At 67.2% G+C, this 18567-nt stretch carries 18 protein-coding genes; 5 read left to right on the forward strand and 13 right to left on the reverse strand.

Annotated features, from left to right (window positions below):
* Window positions 1-70: 70 nt before the first annotated feature.
* The 5 genes from lpdA to ASD78_RS08920 all read right to left on the reverse strand — a co-directional run bounded on the left by lpdA (window position 71) and on the right by ASD78_RS08920 (window position 5513).
* A complete protein-coding gene (gene lpdA / locus ASD78_RS08900; protein ID WP_056100383.1) occupies window positions 71-1894 on the reverse strand; it encodes a dihydrolipoyl dehydrogenase in 1824 nt (607 codons plus the stop codon).
* Window positions 1881-2576 (reverse strand): hypothetical protein, encoded by a 696-nt coding sequence (locus ASD78_RS08905; protein ID WP_055904426.1) that lies wholly within the window; start codon window positions 2574-2576, stop codon window positions 1881-1883. The genes lpdA and ASD78_RS08905 overlap by 14 nt, the downstream gene beginning before the upstream one ends.
* Window positions 2577-2596: 20 nt before the next feature.
* On the reverse strand, window positions 2597-3076 hold the full coding sequence (locus tag ASD78_RS08910) for an SgcJ/EcaC family oxidoreductase (RefSeq protein ID WP_055904432.1): 480 nt from the start codon (window positions 3074-3076) through the stop codon (window positions 2597-2599).
* Window positions 3077-3104: 28 nt separating this feature from the next.
* A complete protein-coding gene (locus tag ASD78_RS08915; RefSeq protein ID WP_056100387.1) occupies window positions 3105-4526 on the reverse strand; it encodes a dihydrolipoyllysine-residue acetyltransferase in 1422 nt (473 codons plus the stop codon).
* Window positions 4527-4724: 198 nt separating this feature from the next.
* Entirely contained in the window at window positions 4725-5513 is a 789-nt protein-coding gene (locus ASD78_RS08920) for a DUF2884 family protein (RefSeq protein ID WP_055904435.1), read from the reverse strand.
* A 530-nt stretch (window positions 5514-6043) separates the two neighbouring features.
* Here ASD78_RS08920 and ASD78_RS08925 point away from each other — a divergent pair.
* The 3 genes from ASD78_RS08925 (at window position 6044) to ASD78_RS08935 (ending at window position 8844) form a co-directional block, all read left to right on the forward strand.
* Entirely contained in the window at window positions 6044-6682 is a 639-nt protein-coding gene (locus ASD78_RS08925) for an OmpW family outer membrane protein (RefSeq protein WP_055904439.1), read from the forward strand.
* A 209-nt stretch (window positions 6683-6891) separates the two neighbouring features.
* Window positions 6892-8229 carry an amidohydrolase family protein gene (locus ASD78_RS08930; RefSeq protein ID WP_082575510.1) on the forward strand — a complete coding sequence of 446 codons (1338 nt, stop codon included), beginning with the start codon at window positions 6892-6894 and terminating at the stop codon, window positions 8227-8229.
* A 168-nt stretch (window positions 8230-8397) separates the two neighbouring features.
* Complete coding sequence (locus tag ASD78_RS08935) at window positions 8398-8844, forward strand: hypothetical protein (RefSeq protein ID WP_055904442.1); 447 nt, start codon at window positions 8398-8400, stop codon at window positions 8842-8844.
* A gap of 118 nt (window positions 8845-8962) precedes the next feature.
* Here the strand turns inward: ASD78_RS08935 and ASD78_RS08940 are convergent, their stop codons facing one another.
* The 5 genes from ASD78_RS08940 to ASD78_RS08960 all read right to left on the reverse strand — a co-directional run bounded on the left by ASD78_RS08940 (window position 8963) and on the right by ASD78_RS08960 (window position 13953).
* Window positions 8963-10054, reverse strand: coding sequence for a S41 family peptidase (locus tag ASD78_RS08940; RefSeq protein ID WP_082575511.1), 1092 nt, complete (start codon window positions 10052-10054; stop codon window positions 8963-8965).
* Between the two features lie 87 nt (window positions 10055-10141).
* A complete protein-coding gene (locus ASD78_RS21180) occupies window positions 10142-10807 on the reverse strand; it encodes a response regulator (protein ID WP_056100393.1) in 666 nt (221 codons plus the stop codon).
* On the reverse strand, window positions 10808-12214 hold the full coding sequence (locus ASD78_RS21185) for an ATP-binding protein (RefSeq protein ID WP_200944145.1): 1407 nt from the start codon (window positions 12212-12214) through the stop codon (window positions 10808-10810).
* A 232-nt stretch (window positions 12215-12446) separates the two neighbouring features.
* The gene (locus ASD78_RS08955; protein ID WP_162250152.1) at window positions 12447-13370 is read right to left on the reverse strand and encodes a PD40 domain-containing protein; all 924 of its coding nucleotides are present in this window, start codon (window positions 13368-13370) and stop codon (window positions 12447-12449) included.
* A 148-nt stretch (window positions 13371-13518) separates the two neighbouring features.
* A complete protein-coding gene (locus ASD78_RS08960; protein WP_056100398.1) occupies window positions 13519-13953 on the reverse strand; it encodes a nuclear transport factor 2 family protein in 435 nt (144 codons plus the stop codon).
* Between the two features lie 178 nt (window positions 13954-14131).
* Between ASD78_RS08960 and ASD78_RS08965 the strand changes: the two genes are divergently transcribed.
* The gene (locus tag ASD78_RS08965; RefSeq protein WP_056100400.1) at window positions 14132-15220 is read left to right on the forward strand and encodes a histidine kinase; all 1089 of its coding nucleotides are present in this window, start codon (window positions 14132-14134) and stop codon (window positions 15218-15220) included.
* On the forward strand, window positions 15217-16014 hold the full coding sequence (locus tag ASD78_RS08970) for a LytTR family DNA-binding domain-containing protein (protein WP_056100403.1): 798 nt from the start codon (window positions 15217-15219) through the stop codon (window positions 16012-16014). The genes ASD78_RS08965 and ASD78_RS08970 overlap by 4 nt, the downstream gene beginning before the upstream one ends.
* An 89-nt stretch (window positions 16015-16103) precedes the next feature.
* Here the strand turns inward: ASD78_RS08970 and ASD78_RS08975 are convergent, their stop codons facing one another.
* The 3 genes from ASD78_RS08975 to ASD78_RS08985 form a co-directional block, all read right to left on the reverse strand.
* The gene (locus ASD78_RS08975) at window positions 16104-16553 is read right to left on the reverse strand and encodes a DUF1801 domain-containing protein (RefSeq protein ID WP_056100405.1); all 450 of its coding nucleotides are present in this window, start codon (window positions 16551-16553) and stop codon (window positions 16104-16106) included.
* A 92-nt stretch (window positions 16554-16645) separates the two neighbouring features.
* Window positions 16646-17470: a hypothetical protein gene (locus tag ASD78_RS08980; RefSeq protein WP_156087674.1), complete on the reverse strand. Its 825-nt coding sequence runs from the start codon at window positions 17468-17470 to the stop codon at window positions 16646-16648.
* 116 nt (window positions 17471-17586) lie between these two features.
* Window positions 17587-18471, reverse strand: a complete 885-nt coding sequence (locus ASD78_RS08985; RefSeq protein ID WP_056100408.1) for a DMT family transporter — start codon at window positions 18469-18471, stop codon at window positions 17587-17589.
* Between the last annotated feature and the right edge of the window lie 96 nt (window positions 18472-18567).

The following is an 18567-nucleotide window of genomic DNA, read 5'->3' on the forward strand; positions in this document are numbered from 1 at the left end:
GCGACGATGCGGTTCGCCTGCGGCTCACCGCATCCTACGCAATCGCGTTGCCGCTATCGCATCCGAAGACTCAAGCCTTCTTCTTCGGAATGTACAGATCGGTGATCGTGCCCTCGTATACCTCGGCCGCCATTGCCACCGATTCGCTCAGGGTCGGGTGCGGGTGGATGGTGTGGCCGATGTCGGCCGCTTCGCAGCCCATTTCGATCGCCAGCGCCAGTTCCGAGATCAGATCGCCCGCATGCACGCCAACGATGCCGGCGCCGATCACGCGATGCGTGGCTTCGTCGAAGATCAGCTTGGTGAAGCCCTCGCTGCGGCCCAGGCCCAGCGCGCGCGCGCTGGCGGCCCAGGGGAACTTGCCGACGCCGATCTTGAGGCCCTTGGCCTTGGCTTCGGTCTCGGTGACGCCGACCCAGGCGATTTCCGGATCGGTATAGGCCACCGACGGGATCACGCGGGCGACCCACTCCTTCTTCTCGCCGGCGGCGACTTCGGCCGCGAGCTTGCCTTCGTGAGTGGCCTTGTGGGCGAGCATCGGGTTACCGACCAGATCGCCGATGGCGAAGATGTGCGGCACGTTGGTGCGCATCTGGCGGTCGACCGGGATGAAGCCGCGCTCGGTGACCTGCACGCCGGCCTTGTCGGCGTCGAGCTTGCCGCCGTTGGGCGCGCGGCCGACCGCGACCAGCACGCGATCGAACAGCTGCGCCTCCGGCGCGCTGCCGCCCGCGGTCGCGGGTTCGAACGAGACCTTGATGCCCTGCTTGCTGGCCTCGGTGCCGGCGGCCTTGACCTTCAGGTGCACAGCCACGCCCTGCTTCTTCAGGCGATCGGCCAGCGGCTTGACCAGGTCCGGATCGGCGCCCGGCATCAGCTGGTCCATGAACTCGACCACGGTGACTTCGCTGCCCAGGGCGCGGTAGACCGTCGCCATTTCCAGGCCGATGATGCCGCCGCCGACGACCAGCAACTTTTTCGGCACCTCGGCCAGCTCGAGCGCGTCGGTGGAATCCATGACGCGCGGGTCGTCCCAGGGGAAGCCCGGCAGCTTCACCGCCTGCGAACCGGCGGCGATGATGCATTGCTCGAAACGGATCAACTGGCTGCCGCCCTCGCCCGTCACTTCGAGTTCATTGGGCGAGACGAAACGGCCGGTGCCGGTGACCACACGCACCTTGCGCTGCTTGGCCATGCCGGCCAGGCCCTTGGTGAAAGTGCCGACGACCTTGTTCTGCTTGAAGTCGCGCAGCTTGCCCAGGTCGATCTTGGGCGTGCCGAAATCCAGGCCGATGTCGGCCGAATGCGAGGTCTCGTCGATCAGCGCGGCCGCGTGCAGCAACGCCTTGGACGGAATGCAGCCGACGTTGAGGCAGACGCCGCCGAGGGTGGCGTAGCGCTCGACCAGCACAGTGTCCAGACCCAGGTCGGCGGCGCGGAACGCGGCGGTGTAGCCGCCGGGCCCGGAGCCGAGCACGAGCATGCGGCATTCGACGTCGGCCTTGCGGCCGCTGGCAGCGGCTGCGCTGGGCGCATGCGCGGCGGGTGCGGACGGCGCAGCCGGCGCAGGCGACGCGGCGGGCGCGGCTTCGGCGGCCTTCGCGGGCGCAGGCGCAGCGGCGGGCGCGGCCTTGCTCTCGCCGGCCGCATCCGTAGCGGCCGTTTCCAGGATCGCGATCACCGTGCCTTCCGCGACCTTGTCGCCGAGCTTGACGCTGATCGACTTGACCACGCCGTCGGCCGACGACGGCACTTCCATCGTCGCCTTGTCAGACTCCAGCGTGACCAGGCCCTGGTCCTTCTTGACGCTGTCGCCGACCGCGACCAGCAACTCGATGACCGGTACGTCGTCGTAACCGCCGATGTCCGGGACCTTGACTTCAATCGTTGCCATTCGCTGCTCCCGTGCCGCCCGCGGCATTGCCGGCGAGCCATTGGTTCAATTCGTCCAGGGACTCCGACAGTTCGGCCCAGCGGCGCACGCGCCGCTCGTCGCCGTCGTCGGTCGCCTTGATCAGCAGTGCGCTCTGGCGCATCAGCAGTTCGCCGGCGCCGCATTCGGGCTGCAGGCCGCTGACGCGCAGGCCGTCGACCATGAACAACAGCGTGTCCGCGTCGTGGAAGGTCGCCGCGCGGTCTTCCGGCACGGTCGCGCTGAGCGCGCGGCGCCAATCGGCGACCAGGCGTTTGGCCAGCGCGGCCGGCATCGGCACATCGACGACTTCCGGCTGCTGATCGACGCGCATGCGCAGCGCGCCGCCGCTCCAGGCCGCGACGCGATCGTCGGCCTCGGCGTAACGCAGGCGCCAGTCGGCGTCGCCCTCGGCCGGCACCAGCAGCAGGCCGCTTTCGTTGCGGTAGGGCGGCAGCGTGGTCAGGCTCAGCGCCGGCTTGGCGCCGGCCGCGAACAGGCCCTCGACCGCGCTGCCGTGGTTCTCAGTCGCCGGCGGCCAGCCGCGGCCTAGTTCGGGCTTGCATTCGTCGGCGGCGCGCGCGAGTGGGGAAGCCAGCAGCAGCGCCGCCAGGGCGAGTGCGGAAACGGACGTCGATAAGGCGTAGGCGTGGGAGTCGCTCATGAGAACTGTCGGGATCCTGTTCAAGGCGTGGCCGGGGGAATCACGGTGTTCTGGTCGTACACCAGGCGCCAGCCGTCGGCTTCTTTCGCGAACACCAGGCTGAGCCAGGCTTCGCGCCGGGTTTTGAAACTGCCGTCGGCTTGCAGCGCCTGCGATTCGTATTTCACCAAGGCGACGCCGACGTCGCCGAGCTCGCGCACCGAGCGTATTTGGAAACGCATGCGCCAGTCGCGCTCGGCGAACCAGTCCACGTGCAGCGATCGGAACTGTTCGCGGCTGTCGAGTACCTGACCGTTGGGCAGGATCAGGGTGAGTTTGTCGCCGCTGGTGACCGTGGCCAGCAAGGCGTCGAGGTCGCGGGCGTTGATCGCGGCCAGGTGCGCGTCCAGCGTCGCCTGCAGCGAACGCGGCGGCGCGGGGTCGGCGGCATGGACCATGGCCGACCACAGGCTGCCGGCGAGCAGCAGCCCGATCGCGCAATGGCGAAGTCGAATCGGCATGGCCGCGCCCGACGCCGTCGGCCCGCGCTTACAGCAGCACGCGCCGCATATCGCCCAACAGCTGGGCGAGATACGCGGTGAAGCGCGCGGCGGCGGCGCCGTCGATGACGCGGTGGTCGTAGGACAGCGACAGCGGCAGGATCAGGCGCGGCGCGAACTGCTTGCCGTCCCAGACCGGCTTGGTCGCCGACTTGGACACGCCCAGGATCGCGACTTCCGGGGCGTTGACGATCGGGGTGAACGCGGTGCCGCCGATGCCGCCCAGCGAGCTGATCGAGAAGCAGCCGCCGCTCATGTCGGCCGGGCCGAGCTTGCCTTCGCGCGCCTTGGCGGCGAGTTCGCCGGTCTCCTTGGCGATCTGCAGCACGCCCTTCTTGTCGCAGTCGCGCACCACCGGCACGACCAGGCCGTTCGGGGTGTCGGCGGCGAAACCGACGTGGAAGTACTTCTTCAGGGTCAGGTTCTCGCCCGAGGCGTCGAGCGAGGCGTTGAAGGTCGGGTACTTCTGCAACGCAGCGACGCTGGCCTTCATCAGGAAGGCGAGCATGGTCAGCTTGAGGCCGGCCTTCTCGTTCTCCTTGTTGAGCGCCACGCGCAGCGCTTCCAGGTCGGTGATATCGGCATCGTCGTGCTGGGTGACGTGCGGGATCATCGCCCAATTGCGCGCGAGGTTGGCGCCGGAGAGCTTCTGGATGCGCGACAGCGGCTTGGTTTCGGTCTCGCCGAACTTGCTGAAATCGACCTTGGGCCAGGGCAGCAGGTTGAGGCCGCCGCCGAGCGAAGGCGCGGCGCCAGCGCCGGCCGGCGCAGCGCCGCCCTGCATCACGCCCTTGACGAAGGACTGCACGTCCTCCTTGGCAATGCGGCCGCCGCGGGCGCTGCCGCTCACATGCGACAGATCGACGCCGAGTTCGCGCGCGAACAGGCGCACGGCGGGGCTGGCGTAGGGAACCTTGTCCGGCAGCAGTTCTTCGGCAGTGAAGGCGACCGGCGGCGTGCGCGGCGGCATCGCTTCCGGATCGGTGCCGGCGCCGACGCCGGCCAGGGCGACCGGGGCAGCTGCGGCGGCGGCCGGCGCGGGAGCAGCCGCGGCAGGCGCAGCGGGTGCGGCAGGCGCTGGGGTTGCAGGCGCGGGCGCTGCAGGAGCGGGCGCGGCGGCCTTGGGTGCCTCGGCCGCAGCGGCGGCGGGCGCGGCCGCGGCACCGCCCTCGCTGGGCTCGATCAGAGCCACCACGCTGCCTTCGGCCAGGTTGTCGCCGATCTTGACCTTGAGCTCGCGCACGATGCCGGCGAACGGCGCCGGTACTTCCATGGTCGCCTTGTCGGACTCCAGCGTGACCAGTCCCTGGTCTTGTTGGACCGTGTCGCCGACCGCGACCAGCAGTTCGATGACGGGGACGCCGTCGTAGTCGCCGATGTCGGGGACGCGTGCTTCCTTCAGCTCAGCCATGATCGTGGGGCTCCGCAAATGCGCGAAAACCCTATTGTGGCTGCTGGAGCCAGCCACGCCAACCGCAGTCTTTGGCCGTATGCGCGTACGGGCAGGTACTGGGCCTGCAGGGATAGGCGGCCCGGGCCGGATCGACCAAGCGCGACCGCGCCGCCCGGCCCGGAAGGCGCGGGCCGTGGCGCGTCGCGGCCGCGGCGCTTACTTCCTGACCTTCACGGTGCGCGGCTCGGCCTTGGCGGTCATCAGATTCAAGGGCTTGCCGTCGACCCGGACTTCCAACTCGTTGTCGAGCCGGTCCAGCTCGACCATACGCCGACACAGGCTCTCGGCCCGCACTTCGAGCGCGTCGGCACGCGGCTTGACCTTGGCTTCGACCTGCGCGTCCAGGTTCTCCAGGCGCTTGAGCCGGGTCTCGTCGCCGCTGAAGGCCGCGCCGATCGCGCCGCCGACGATGTCGCCGATCAGGCTCGGAATCACCTCGCCGACCGCCTCGCCGATGCCCTCGCCCAGGTCGTCGCCATTGAAATGGGTGGGCGTGACGGAGCGCGCCAGGCGCGCGTCGATCTGGGCACGGGCCTTGTCCAGCTTGGCCCGCGCGGTCTTGGGATCGCTGCTGAAGCCGGCCGCGACCTCGCCCAGGGCGGTGAAGGCGATCTCGGCGGCCTCGCGACCGATCCGCTGCGCCTCGGGCATCGCCGCCCGGGTCTGCTGCTCGAAATCGGCAATGCGGCGGCTGTCGGCCGCGCTCAGGCTCAGCCACTTGTCGTCCACGAACAAGCGCCCCTGGCGCATCACGATCGCCTTCGGGGTGCCGGTGTCGCGGGTGAAGATCACGCTGCGCTCGTTGAGCGTCAGCTCGTAGTCGCTCTGGACATTGCACTCGATCTCGTCCGCCCAGGCGGCGCCGCAGCTCAGCGCGAGCACCGCCAAGGCCAGCAGCCGCGGCGAGAGGGAACGACCGGAACGGTTCTGGGCAGGGCGGCGCATCGTCGGACTCCATGTGACGGGGTGAGGCCATGATGCCGCGCGCCGGGGCCGGCGTCCCCTGCCGGTGGGGAGCATGACCTTCGCCATGCGACGGCGGCCGCGGCACTCCCCTGTGAACCGGCTGCGTTCATGGACGGTTGCATTGCGTTTATAGCCGAGGTTTCGAGTTTCTTGTTCATCTGCGGCGCCACAGCGCGCTCCATACGCTGCGCGCTTCCGCAACGATTCAGAATCGCCGCATCGCCAGCGGGCATCGCACGCACAGCCCGTCGCTACGCCGCCTGCGCACATCGCGCACAAATTCGAGCAATACCGTCGGCACGCTCGTTCAGCCACGAAACGACGCGAATCGTCACGACTTCAAGTTCGGTTCATCGCAGTAGTGATTCTCATGCGACACCACGCGCTCCGCACACGACGCAAAAGTTCCGCGTCGCGCGATCGCGGCGCAAGCAACGTTCATGCGCAAAGTCCTAGCCTGCGCACGCCTCCCCCAAGGCATCCACATAAGACAACAAGGAGTCCACGCCATGATGCGCTTTCGTCATTTGACCCTCGCCCTCCTCGGCACCCTGGCCATCGCCCCGGCCGCATTCGCCCAGGACGCCGGCACCGCTACCGGCAAGCGCTTCGCCGTCGTCGGCGGCTATGCGCTGTCCGAGCCGACCAAGAATCCGTCGATCGCCGGCGCCCGCAGCCAAGTCGACGGCGACGGCGCTGCGACCCTGAGCGCCAGCTACTACATCACCGACAACATCGCGGTCGAAGCCTGGGGCGCGGCCGACAAGTTCGGCCACCGCGTCAACCTCAACGGCGCCAAGGCCGGCAGCGTCGATGCGCAGCCCTACGCCGTGAGCGGCCAGTACCACTTCGGCGCGCCGGACAAGACCGTGCGCCCGTTCGTGGGCCTGGGCTACTACGAGTCCAACTACAGCGGCGAGAAGGCCGAGCCGGCCGGCGTGCTGGCCGGCCAGCGCATCGGCGTGGAAACCGCCAAGGGCGCGATGGCCACCGCCGGCGTCGACCTCAACATCAACCCGACCTGGTTCGCCCGCGCCGACGTGCGCTATCTGCAGGGCAAGTCGGACGCGCGCGTCGACGGCGTCAAGGTCGGCGAGGCCGAACTCAACCCGGTGGTCCTGGGCGTGGGCCTGGGCGCGCGCTTCTAAGCCCGCCGCGCAACAACCGCAGCACCGTCGCCGGAACCTCGGCGACCGCAACACCAGGCGGACCCCGGCGACGGGGTCCGCTTTCTTTTTGCGATGCCGCATCCGCTCGAGCCCGATGCGCGGGCATGCCGAAAGCGGTCGCTACGCACTGCTGCACCCGCGCGGGCATGGCTACACTCGGCGCTCCTGTCCTCGCCGCGAGTGCCACCATGCGTCTGCCCGTCCTGCTTGCCCTGCTGTTGCTCGCGCTGCCCAGCGCCGGCGCGTACGCGGACGACACCAGCGAGGCGTCCGCGGCGCCCAGGCGCGTCGCGGTGCGGGCCGCGCGCCTGATCGACACCGCCCACCAGCGCGTGGTCGAGCGACCGCTGGTGCTGATCGAAGGCGAGAAGATCGTCGCGCTGTCCGCCGGCGGCGAGGCCCCGGCCGGCGTGGAGCTGATCGACCTGGGCACGGCCACCCTGATGCCGGGCTTCATCGACCTGCACGTGCACATCACCGGCGACTCCACCAGCGGCACCGGCAACTACTTCGAGGACATCCTCAAGCGCAGCCCGATCGACGACGCGGTCACCGCCCACCTCTACGCCGAACGCACCCTGCGTGCGGGCTTCACCACGGTGCGCAACGTCGGCTCGGCCGAGTACATCGACGTCGCCCTGGCACGCGCGATCGACCACGGTCGCCTGCAGGGCCCGCGCATCCTGCCCTCGGGCCTGGCGATCGGCGCCACCGGCGGCCATATCGACGGCAACACCGGCTTCTCGCCCTATCTGGAGTTCCACAACGCCAGCGGCGTCGCCGACGGCGTCGAGGCGGTGCGCGCGAAGGTCCGCGACAACGTCAAGCATGGCGCCGAGGTGATCAAATTCATGGCCGGCGCCGGCGTGCTCAGCGCCGAAGCCTCGGTCGGCGCGCCGCAGTACACCCAGGAAGAGATGAACGCGATCGTCGACGAGTCCCACCGCTGGGGCAAGCGCGTCGCCGCGCATGCGCACGGCGCAGAAGCGATCCGCATGGCGATCCTGGCCGGCGTCGATTCTGTCGAGCACGCCAGCTTCATCGACGACGAGGGCCTGCGCCTGGCCAAGCAGAAGGGCACCTGGCTGGTGATGGACGTCTACAACGACGACTACATCCTGGCCGAGTACGCGCGCCTGGGCTTTCCGCAGCAGATGATCGACAAGGAGAAGCTGGTTGGCCGCACCCAGCGCGAAAATTTCCGCAAGGCCGTGCGCGCGGGCGCGCGCATGGGCTTCGGCACCGACGCCGGCGTGTATCCGCACGGCGACAACCGCAAGCAGTTCCCGAAGATGGTCGAGTGGGGCATGACCCCGATGCAGGCGCTGCGCGCGGCGACCTCGGACGCGGCCGAGCTGCTGGGCTGGTCGGACAAGGTCGGCGCGGTCGAGGCGGGACGCTACGCCGACCTGGTCGCGGTCGCCGCCGATCCCCTGGCCGACATCCATGCCCTGGACGCGCAGCCGGTGTTCGTGATGAAGGGCGGCGAAGTGGTGATGCGGGACGCGAAGGTCGTGGCGCCGTAAGGCCGAATTCTCGCCGCATTCCCCGCCGGCGCGCTCGACCATCTCCTTCACGCCGCCGCGACTTCCGCCTCTGCGTCCTGAAGCGATGGAGGGCTGAAGGCCGATTCTCCGCATCCGTTCAGCCGCAAGGTGGAGACTGCGAGACCTCCCCCAAGGAGGAGTTGCGCCATGAGTTCGCATCGCATTGTTTTGTCCGCCCTGCTCGCCAGCGCCCTCGCCGTCACCATGCCACCGGCGCGCGCCGCGTCCGACATCGACTGCAAGCTGGACTACAACCTCACCGGTTGGTCGCTGGTCTACAAGCACACTACGGGCACCGGCCGCGTGACCTGCAACAACGGCGCATCGATGCCGGTGCGCGTGAGCGCCAAGGCCATCGGCGTGACGGCCGGCAAGTGGAAGATCGACAACGGCAAGGGCCGCTTCACCGACGTGCACAACATCCGCGAGGTGCTGGGCCACTACGCGCAAGCCAGCGCCAACGCCGGCATCGTGAAGTCGGGCGAGGCGCAGATACTCAGCAAGGGCACCGTGTCCCTGGCCCTGGCCGGTGGCGGCGAAGGCGTCAACGTCGGTATCGACGTCGGCGCATTCAATATCGAACCGATGCACTAAGTACGCCAAGTGCGCTTGAAGGTGACGAAGGCGGCCTCCGGGCCGCCTTCTTTGGACGTAGCCGCCGCCTTGCGACCGGCGCCACGGAAGCGGCCGGAGTGATCGCCCCGATCACCCCCTACTTCAGCTCGTCGACCCGCTCCTGCAATTTCGACCGCCATTGCCGATCGCGCTCGCCAGGAATGATCGCCTCGAGCGCGGCGACCTGGGCCACGTCGAGCGCTTGTTCCGCCGGCACCTTTATGTCCGGAACAACCCCCACGCCTTCCCAGTCCGTGTGGGTGATCGGATTGATAGGCCGCCCCGACGGCACGAACATCATGAAGTGCGCCGTCAGCCGCTGCGGACTGCCCGCATGCGCGCCGCCGCCGGTTGTCTCGCCGATCAAGGTCGCGCGGCGATTGTTCTTCAGCGCGTAGGCAAGATCTTCGCAGCCCGAGAACGTGTCGCCGCTCGTGAGCAGATATATCTTGCGCGCCTGACCGTAGCGCGTGCCCGCAACCTGGGGCTGTGTCCAGCGCCGTTCCGTGCGGTTCTCGTCGCGCCAGTAGACGTCATTGAGGTGCGTGGGACGGTCGAACAAATAGCTGGCGAACGCCATGACGGTATCGGGATCGCCGCCGCCGCACTTGCGTAGGTCCAGGACCAACGCAGCGGTATCGGATACCAGATCCATGGCCGCGGCGATTCTGGGCGTCGCGCCGACCGGGCGGCCGAATTGGTGCAGATCGATATAGCCGAGATTACCGGGTAAGCGCCCGACGGTGGATACGCCGAAGTTGAGTCGCCGCTGCTTGGTCGTCTCCTCGGCGCTCGCGCCTGCCGGAGCGGCCTGGCCCGGCGTCTCCATGGGCACCGGCTGCTCCACGTAGCGCAACTCCAGGTGCAGGTCGTGACTCTGCTCGCGCAGCGCTTCGGTCAGGGTCCGGGCGAATTCCTCCGCGCTGGTGATGGTGTCGAAGTCGCCTCGCTGCAGCCGGTTCCGCAGATACGCACCCATCGCCGTCGCCTTATCCGGAAAGACGTAGGCGCGATCCAGGCTCGCCACCGTCGCGGCGATCACTTCGCGGCGCATCGCCGCATCCACGGCCATGTCCCGTTGCGGAGGCGGACCGGGCTCAGCCCGGCCCAGGACCCCGAACAGCAATATGCCCACCGCAAGCAAGCCGCCGCCCGCCGCCACGGCGCCGCGCACATAAGTCCTGCCCATCTCCCTGCTCCTGAGGTTCGTCGCGATTCGACGAACCCAGCTTCGCGGGCGACTGTGGAGACAATATGGAGAGCCAACCCGGGCGGGTCAGAACTCGATTCGATAGCCGACGCCGTACACGGACTGGATCAGGTCCTTGCCCTCGCACTGCTCCGCCAACTTGCGCCGAAGATTCTTGATGTGGCTGTCGACCGAACGGTCGGCGACGTCCAGGCTGTCGCGACTCGCCGCATCGAGCAACTGCGCCCGCGAGAAGATGACGCCGGGCCGCCTCGCCATCAGGACGAACAACGCGTACTCGGTCGCCGTGAGCTCCAGCGGCCGGGAGCGCACGCGCACGGCGCGCGCGGCTTCGTCGATCTCGACGATCGACGGATGCGCCTGCGACGGTCGCACGCGGCGAAAGAGCGCGGCGATCCGGGCGACCAGCTCGCGCGGACTGTACGGTTTGCACAGATAGTCGTCCGCACCTGCTTCCAGTCCGAGCAGGCGGTCTATTTCTTCCACCTTTGCGGTGGTCATGATGATCGGCACGTCTGAAAACTCGCGCACCGTCCTGCATAGGGTCAGGCCGTCCAGTTCCGGCAACATGAGATCGAGCACGATCAGGTCCGGAGCCGCTTCGCGCACGCGTGCGAGCGCCGCCTGCCCGTTGCCTATCACCTCCGCCTCGTGCCCTGCCGCGATCACATAGTCGCGAACGATGGCCGAGAGCTCGTGTTCGTCTTCTACGATCAGGATCTTCGCGGCCATTCAATCCTCCAAGGGCAGAGACACGATCGCACGCAGGCCGCCCAACGGCGACGGCGCGAAGCTCAGCGTCCCGCCGTGCGCTTCGACGATCTGTCGACTCAGTGCCAGCCCCAGCCCGGCGCCGCCATGCTCGCGGTTTCGCGAAGACTCGACGCGGAAGAAGCGGTCGCCCAGTCGCCCGATCAGGCTGTCTGGAACGCCGGGCGCGGTATCGTCCAACTGCAGACGAAAGGCGCCATCGGTCGCGACGCACGTGAGTTCGACCCGTCCGCCCACATCGGTGTAGCGCGCACTGTTTTCGAGCAGGTTCACGATCGCCTGCCGGAGCCGATCTTCGTCGCCCCTCAGCCGGACGCGGTCAGCCGGCGCCGCCAGCGCCGTGCGCAGGCCGATGGCATCGAATTTCGCAGCGAACCCGCTCCATATGTCGCGGACCAAGCCACACGGATCGACCTGGGCCATGACGTACGGGAGCTGCCCGACGTCCGCGCGCGCCAGCGCGTAGAGATCGTCGATCAGCTTGTCCAGCGAATCGATCTGCCGCATCAGCAGCGCGGTGTTTTCGCGGGTGCAGGGGCGGATGCCGTCGTGCAGCGCTTCGGTCTGCGCACGGAGCACCGACAGCGGCGTCCGCAGCTCATGCGAAGTGTCGGCCACCCATTGCCTGCGCGCCTGCTCCGCACTCTCCAGGCGAGCGGCAAGCCGATTGAAGGTGTCGGCCAGCACGCCGAGTTCGTCACTGCGACGCACCTCAAGGCGTGTGTCGAACCGGGCCTCGCCAAGCCGACCCGCACCGCGGACCAGTTCGCGAATCGGACGCCTGAAGCCCGCCGCCACCAAGCCGGCCGCCAGCGCGCCCAGGGCGGCGGCGATTCCCGCCAGCCAGGCCAGGTTGCGCTGCTGCTGGATGAGAAAGGCGACGGTCAGTCCATCGTCCGGGTCACGTGGCTTCGCGACTGCCACAAAGCCCACAGTCCGGCCTTCCACCACGATGTCTCGGCGCATGGTATCGATCGAGGCCAAGGCGATGAGCAGGCGGCGAGGCTCCACGCCGGCGAGGCGATAGCCCTGCGCATCGAGCAACGCGAATCTGTAAGCCAAGGTCGACGACCATGCTCGCTCCTCCGGGCCCGTATTCTGGTTCCCGGGCTGCGACGCGATCAGCTGCTGTAGCCATGTCATGCGCGCCGCAGGGACACTAGGAAGGAACGACCATCCCTCGTTCTGCCGGTAATCCAGCGCGATCTGCTTAGTCAATGCGTCGACCTGGCGTTGCTCGGCATTCGCGACTCGCGTGGATGGCGTCCCGGTCAGCTTCCATCGAACCAGACCGATGCCGATCGCGGCGACGGCCAGCATCGAAAGCGCCACCATCAGGAACAAGCGAACACCGATGGAAACCTTCACACCTTGCCCGCCGCAAGCCGGAGTCGGCTGACGCTACCGGAGAACACCAGGGCTGGCAATGTCGTGGCGGCAATCGGGCTCGTAGCCTGCGGCATCCGCCGATCGGACCGGAGTAAAGCCGGCGGCAGGCGCGCCCCCATCGCCGCGCCCGCCGCCAGCGAAGCCCCCGCGACTTCAGTCGCCGATGAGACGCAGACCGAAGTACAGCGAGGCCGATTCCACCGGCAGCGGATCAATCGCGACAGCCGGCCGACGGCAGCGCCAGTCGTATCGCTTGAACCGCCACGGCGGCCGGGACCACGTAGAGGTTGGCCTGTCCGTTCAACACATGGGCGGCATCGTCCATGGGTGCCGAGGTGCGCATGCTCGCAAAGCGCAACTCCCGACCATCGGCGGAAAATGCCGGGGTGAAGTCCATGCCCGGTGCGTTGATCGGGGGCGGCAGGCGTACCGCCGCGGACCAACCGTCGCCCGTTCGACAAGCCGAGAACAGATCCGGATCCGAGGAGTCGTCACGGGCGCTCCAGAACACGGCCATCCGGCCATCCGGAGAGAGAGTGAAATCGCCTTGAATCGCACCGTCGTTGAACGGAGCGGCCAATGGCTGCGGCGCCTCGAAGGCCGGACCATTCATACGCGCCCGATAGATCGCCAGCTTCGCCGGCCCACCCTTGCGCGAGCTATTGAAGTAGAGCCAGCCGTCGTGCAGTTCCGGGCCGAGCTCTTCGCCCTCGCTGGCGAGCGCGACCAGGCGCTCCGGCACGCCGAAACGTCCGTCTTCCAGCGCAACGCGCCAAATGTCTAGGCTGGTATTCGGCGTCTCACCGGCGACTGGGCGGTTGGAAACGAAATAGAGCGTCCGGCCATCGGGCGTCAGCCAAGGATCGGAATCGCGGTAGCGCGAGTCGGAGAATGGCACCTCGGCCACCTCGCCCCAGCCGCCGCCGTCGCGCCGCGCAAACCAGATCCGGCTATCCTTGAAGTTCGCCGCAGAACGCGCGAACACCATGAGCTGCTGTGCGGCATCCGTGCTGAGGTTGTAATCGTTGCGCGCACCTGACAACCAGTCCACACCCGCCAGGCGCGCACCATCGGCTTGCGGCGATGGCAAGGTCCGTTCGGCGACGGGGACGGAACCCTGTACGCGCGCAGGCATCGACGACCCGAGCGAAGCGCTCGCAGGTTCGGCTTGATCTGTCGGCGCACAGGAGGACGCCAGCAAGCAAAGCACCGCCAGACCCGCACTTCTCATTTCGCACCCCGCGTGGATATGGCGACCATCGACTTATAAGACGGGGATCGAATCATTTTGGCTTGCTGTACCAAAGCGCATTCACGATGATCCATCGCTCCTCGAACTTCCCCATGTGGAAGTAGTCGACAAACCATGGCGTTTCCAGGCGAACCGATGCCGCATTGCCGGTCACGTCCAGCACGCGGCAACTGCGATCCCACTGCCCCTTGGGCGTCTTCAATGCCCCTGCCTTGGTGAGCGCGACCAGCTCTTCCTTCGACATGCGCCGTAAGCCCAGCCGCTCATAGGGCGTATCGCCGATCACGGCGCGCTTGGCCAGGTCAGGATGCAAGGCGCGCGCAACGCGGGCCGGATCGGCCTCGAGTTGGCCGTCCACATAGTCGAAGCAAGTGGCCTCAATGGCCGTGAGGGTCGCCGGATCGACGTTCGCCGGACCGGGAGCGACCGAGCCCGCCGCTGAAAGAAGCAAAGAAAGCGCCAACATAGGTATTCCTGTCGTCGAGTTATCCCGATCCAGCCATTAGGCCGGACAGAAAAGCCGGAGTCTTCAGGCAATGCGACGAAACGTTGCTAACGCACGACGAGGCGTTGAACGCACGCTAGCCCCTTCAAACTGCGCATGGAGTCGTTCATAGTTAGCATCGCTCGTGAAGAACCTTCCTATGAGTTCCAACGCCTTTCCCGACCCGGTCACGACAAGCTCGAGGCGTTGGTTCTGGCCGCTGCAGGGCCTCGGCTGGCTCGGCTATTTCATCCTCCACTTCACCGCGGCGATGGGCGACGGGAAGCCGTTGCACTATGTGACCGCCTCGCTGTCCGTGACCGCCTGCGGCTTCGTCATCACCAGCCTGCTGCGCCTGGGTTATCGGCGCCTATGGGGACTGCCCGTCCCGCGGATGGCGGCGGCAGCGGTCGGATTGCTCGTGCTTGCCACGCTCGTGCAGATGAAGCTCTACGTCGCCATCGCGTTCAGCTACTGCGACGATTGCGAAATCCGCAGCGTGTTCGGCTACCTGTGGTACTTCGCTTCGACGCTCTACATACTGCTTTCGTGGAGCGCGCTGTATTTCGGAATAAAGATCGCGCTTCAGCTGCAGCAGCAGAAGGAAGCCGCATTGCGCGCGCGCAACGCCGCGCATGCGGCGCAGATCAAGATGCTCCGTTACCAGCTCAATCCGCACTTCCTGTTCAATACGCTCAACGCGATCTCCACCCTGGTGCTCGACGACAAGCCGGATACGGCGTACCGCATGGTCGCCAGTCTTTCGTCATTCCTGCGTCATTCCCTCGATTCCGACCCGGAGCAGCAGGTCACGCTGATGCAGGAGGTAGACGCGCTCAATCTTTACCTTGGCATCGAACAGGTTCGTTTCGGCGATCGCCTGCAGATGCTGGTGGATGTCGAACCCGCCGCGCGCGACGCGCTGGTTCCGAGTCTTATCCTGCAACCGTTGATCGAGAACGCGATCAAGTACGCGATATCAAAACGCGAGGAGGGCGGCCGCATCGAACTCATCGCACGGATCGACGGTGACATGCTCGACTTGCACCTACGCGATGACGGCCCCGGCGGCGTGGAAGCCGATCTGGCGGCGAACGGTCACTCGCGCGTCGGCCTGGCCAACACGCGCGAACGGCTACGCGTTCTGTATGGCGAGCGCCAGCACCTGGGCATCAGCAACCGCGAATCCGGCGGTGCGGATGTCCATGTGCGACTGCCATTCAGCACCGCGCAGGATGAACGGCCGTGAAGAAGATCCGCACGCTTATCGTAGACGACGAACCCTTGGCGCGCAGGGGGCTGGAACTGCGACTGGGTCGCCATGCCGACATCGAGATCGTCGGCGAGGCCGGCAACGGTCGCCAGGCATTCCACGCTATTTCCAGTTTGCGCCCGCAGCTGATGTTCCTCGATGTACAGATGCCCGGCATCGACGGTTTCGAACTGTTGCACATGCTGCCGGCAACGCAGATTCCGCTGACCGTTTTCGTCACGGCCTACGACCAGTATGCGTTCGCCGCATTCGCCGCAAGCGCGCTCGACTACCTGCTAAAACCGGTCGACGACGCACGTTTGGACGAATCGGTGGAACGCGCACGCGCGCGTTTGTCCGCCCGAAAGACCGAGGACCACTACGAGCGCCTGCTCAAGTTCATTGCGACCCTGCCTGGCACGCATCGATCCAAGGTCGAAAGCCTTCTTGCCGACGAGGCTCCACGCACCGGCGGAAAGTTGGCGATCAAGGATGGAACGCGGTTGCTGCGGATCGATGTCGACGCGATCCGTTGGATCGATGCCGCCGGCGACTACATGTGCATCCACGCAGGCGATGAAACCCACGTCCTGCGTGGCACGATGCAGGAGCTGGAGCAACGTCTCGACCCGCAGCAGTTCGCGCGCATCCACCGCTCCACCATCGTCAATCTTGGGCGCGTCAAGGAGATGCGGCCGCACGTCAATGGCGAGTACTTTCTTACGCTCGATTCAGGGCATGAGCTGAAGCTTTCGCGCAGCTTTCGCGACAAGGTAAAGCTGTTCATCTGAGTCGCCGCCGTCCTCCTTCGGCTACGGACGGGGCCGCATTCCCTGCGAATTTCCGCTGGTATCGGCGGCCTTTTCAGTAGCCGGCCCGCTCAGTCCTTGCGACGGCCCGCCTCGTACAAGGCGATGTACTCGTCCACCGAGGTCGATGCGACGATCGCGGCGATCTCGCTCTGCAGCAGATCGTCGGGCGATTTGAAACGCAGACAGCTCTTGCCTATGTCGAACTTTCGGCCTGCCCGCTCGTAAGCCGCGCGCAGCCTCTGCTCTCGTTCGGAGTCGGCGTAGACGCAGTTGAGATACAGCGAATAGCCGTTCTTCTGAGCCGCCAGCGCCGCATAGCACAGCGGCTGCTTGTTGTAGGTCTTGGGATATCGGCTCAGCGGAATGTTCCAGCCGATCATGCCGAAGGCCATCTCCTCGGCGTAACCGGGCGGCAGGTTCGCATTGACCAGGTCGCGCACCGTCGCGACCACGACGCAGCGCTCGGGCGGGAGTTCGTCCAGATAGGCGTCTACGGTTTCGGCGGTACTGCTGACCATCGGTCTACGGTACCCGCCCAACGGACCGGAGTGAAGCCGGCGGCAGGCGCGCCCCCATCGCCGCGCCCGCCGCCAGCGAAGCCCCTGCGACTTCAGTCGCCGATGAGGCGCAGGCCGAAGTACAGCGAGGCCGATTCCACGTATTGCGCGCTGCCGCTGATGTTCATGCGCACCGTGGTCGGCTTCTTGAAGAATTCCTTGATCTGGGCGTCGCTGAGTCCGTAGGTATCCGCCAGCGACTTGCGGCTGATGGAGCCGGCGATGCATACCGCCGAGTCCCGCGTGCGTTCGTTGAAGGCCACGCCGGGCGCCAGCGGCACCTCGAACAGTTCCGACGAGGTCATGCCGGTGATCAGCTTGCCATCGAACGGCAGGCCGGTGGTCGGATCGATCAGGCCCGGTGTCGCCAGCACCGGATTCTCGATCGTCAGCGTCGGCGTGTACCGCAGACGCGCCAGCGCTTGATTGGGCGTCGGATTGGCGTAGCGAACGGTCAGCACCGGCGAGAACCAGTAGCAAAGCAGCGACTGGGTCGACTTGCCGGGCAGGGTGATGTGGCCCAGGTCCTCGAATGCGAACGGGGTCGCTACCGGCGCCGGGTTGAGCACTTGGCAGCCCGCATCCGGATCCACGCCCGGGCAGGCGTCGGTGAGCTCGACCGCCATGTCGGCCAGTCCCAGCCAGCGCAGATTGCGGCCGAACGAATCGCTGTCGCCGACGTCTTCATCGGTGACCGCGGCGGCGGAAATCGAGATCGGCGCAGCGGCTTTGGCGGCGCTGAGCGAGAGCTTGCGTTGCCGACTGCTGGCGGGAATGTCCGCGCCCTGCTTTACCGGTTCCAGTTTTACCTGCTCGGCCGGGCGGCTGTAGGCCCAGGCGGTGGCGGCGGTGGCGACCACACCGGCAATCAACAACACGGCCGCGGCGCGCTTTCCAAGCGCAGAGTTCGTCCTGAACTTTTTCATCGATCCTGCCTGAATGTGGGGACAGACAGGCAAACGCGATGACGGGGCTGGCCCGGCCAGAGCCCGATTCAGGGATGTTCGGATTCGACGTGCACGCGCTCCCGACGCAGCAGGTACAGGCCGCTGGCGACGATGATCGCCGCGCCCAGCCAGGTGATCGCGTCCGGCAGCACGCCCCACAGGCTGAGGTCGAGCAGCACGCCCCAGACCAGCGCGGTGTATTCCAAGGGCGCGATCAGCGACGCCTCGCCCAAGCGGAAGGCTTCGGTGATCGCGTACTGGCCGAGGCCGCCGGCGACGCCGACCCCGAGGATGATCCACACATCGGCGGCCCGAATCGGCACCCAATCCGGCCAGGCCAGCGCGCCCGAGCCGAGCGCGATCATCGCCATCAGCCAGACCATCATCGACTGAGTGCTGTCGGTACGCGCCAGCAAGCGCACCGTGATCGCGCTGACCGCGTAGGCCACGGCCGCCAGCAGCACCGCCAGCGAAGCCAGGCTGAGCATGCCCTCGCCGGTCGGCCGCAGCAGCACCAGCACGCCCAGCAGGCCGACCGCGATCGCGATCCAACGGCGCGGACCGACGCGCTCGCCCAGCATGGGCACCGACATCGCGGTGATCAGCAGGGGCGCGACGAAAAAGATCGAGTACGCGGTCGACAGCGGCAGCGTGCGCAACGCATACACGAACGCGGCCATCATGCCGATGCCGAGCACGCCGCGCAGCAGGTGTAAGGACCAGCGCACACGCAGCAGGGCACGCGGTCCCACGGTCGCCAGCGCCCAGGCCAGCACGAACGGCAGCGAGGCCGTGCCGCGCAGGGACGCGACCTGGAACGGCGGGTAATGCGCGCTGAGCAGCTTGAGTCCCGCGTCCATGGTCGCGAACAGGCCGACCGCGGCCAGCATGAGCAGGGCCGCCTGGGTCTGGCGCTTGCGATCGGCGCTCATGCGCTGCCGCGCGTGGCGGTGGAGAAGTAGGCGTGGATCATGTCCGCAGCCGGGGGAGGCGATGGCGCATCTTGCCGGCAATCGCGCTCGCCGTCA

The sequence above is a fragment of the Lysobacter sp. Root667 genome, from assembly GCF_001427715.1.
In the GTDB taxonomy this organism is placed as follows: domain Bacteria; phylum Pseudomonadota; class Gammaproteobacteria; order Xanthomonadales; family Xanthomonadaceae; genus Lysobacter.

Bases quoted from the DNA above. Each gene is read 5' to 3' on its own strand.
- ASD78_RS08905 (WP_055904426.1), bottom strand. From the start codon at position 2,576: ATGAGCGACTCCCACGCCTACGCCTTATCGACGTCCGTTTCCGCACTC.
- ASD78_RS08920 (WP_055904435.1), bottom strand. From the start codon at position 5,513: ATGCGCCGCCCTGCCCAGAACCGTTCCGGTCGTTCCCTCTCGCCGCGG.
- ASD78_RS08965 (WP_056100400.1), top strand. From the start codon at position 14,132: ATGAGTTCCAACGCCTTTCCCGACCCGGTCACGACAAGCTCGAGGCGT.
- ASD78_RS08975 (WP_056100405.1), bottom strand. From the start codon at position 16,553: ATGGTCAGCAGTACCGCCGAAACCGTAGACGCCTATCTGGACGAACTC.
- ASD78_RS08930 (WP_082575510.1), top strand. From the start codon at position 6,892: ATGCGTCTGCCCGTCCTGCTTGCCCTGCTGTTGCTCGCGCTGCCCAGC.
- ASD78_RS08910 (WP_055904432.1), bottom strand. From the start codon at position 3,076: ATGCCGATTCGACTTCGCCATTGCGCGATCGGGCTGCTGCTCGCCGGC.
- ASD78_RS08955 (WP_162250152.1), bottom strand. From the start codon at position 13,370: ATGCCTGCGCGCGTACAGGGTTCCGTCCCCGTCGCCGAACGGACCTTG.
- ASD78_RS08925 (WP_055904439.1), top strand. From the start codon at position 6,044: ATGATGCGCTTTCGTCATTTGACCCTCGCCCTCCTCGGCACCCTGGCC.
- ASD78_RS08915 (WP_056100387.1), bottom strand. From the start codon at position 4,526: ATGGCTGAGCTGAAGGAAGCACGCGTCCCCGACATCGGCGACTACGAC.
- ASD78_RS08940 (WP_082575511.1), bottom strand. From the start codon at position 10,054: ATGGGCAGGACTTATGTGCGCGGCGCCGTGGCGGCGGGCGGCGGCTTG.
- lpdA (WP_056100383.1), bottom strand. From the start codon at position 1,894: ATGGCAACGATTGAAGTCAAGGTCCCGGACATCGGCGGTTACGACGAC.
- ASD78_RS08985 (WP_056100408.1), bottom strand. From the start codon at position 18,471: ATGAGCGCCGATCGCAAGCGCCAGACCCAGGCGGCCCTGCTCATGCTG.
- ASD78_RS08960 (WP_056100398.1), bottom strand. From the start codon at position 13,953: ATGTTGGCGCTTTCTTTGCTTCTTTCAGCGGCGGGCTCGGTCGCTCCC.
- ASD78_RS21180 (WP_056100393.1), bottom strand. From the start codon at position 10,807: ATGGCCGCGAAGATCCTGATCGTAGAAGACGAACACGAGCTCTCGGCC.
- ASD78_RS08935 (WP_055904442.1), top strand. From the start codon at position 8,398: ATGAGTTCGCATCGCATTGTTTTGTCCGCCCTGCTCGCCAGCGCCCTC.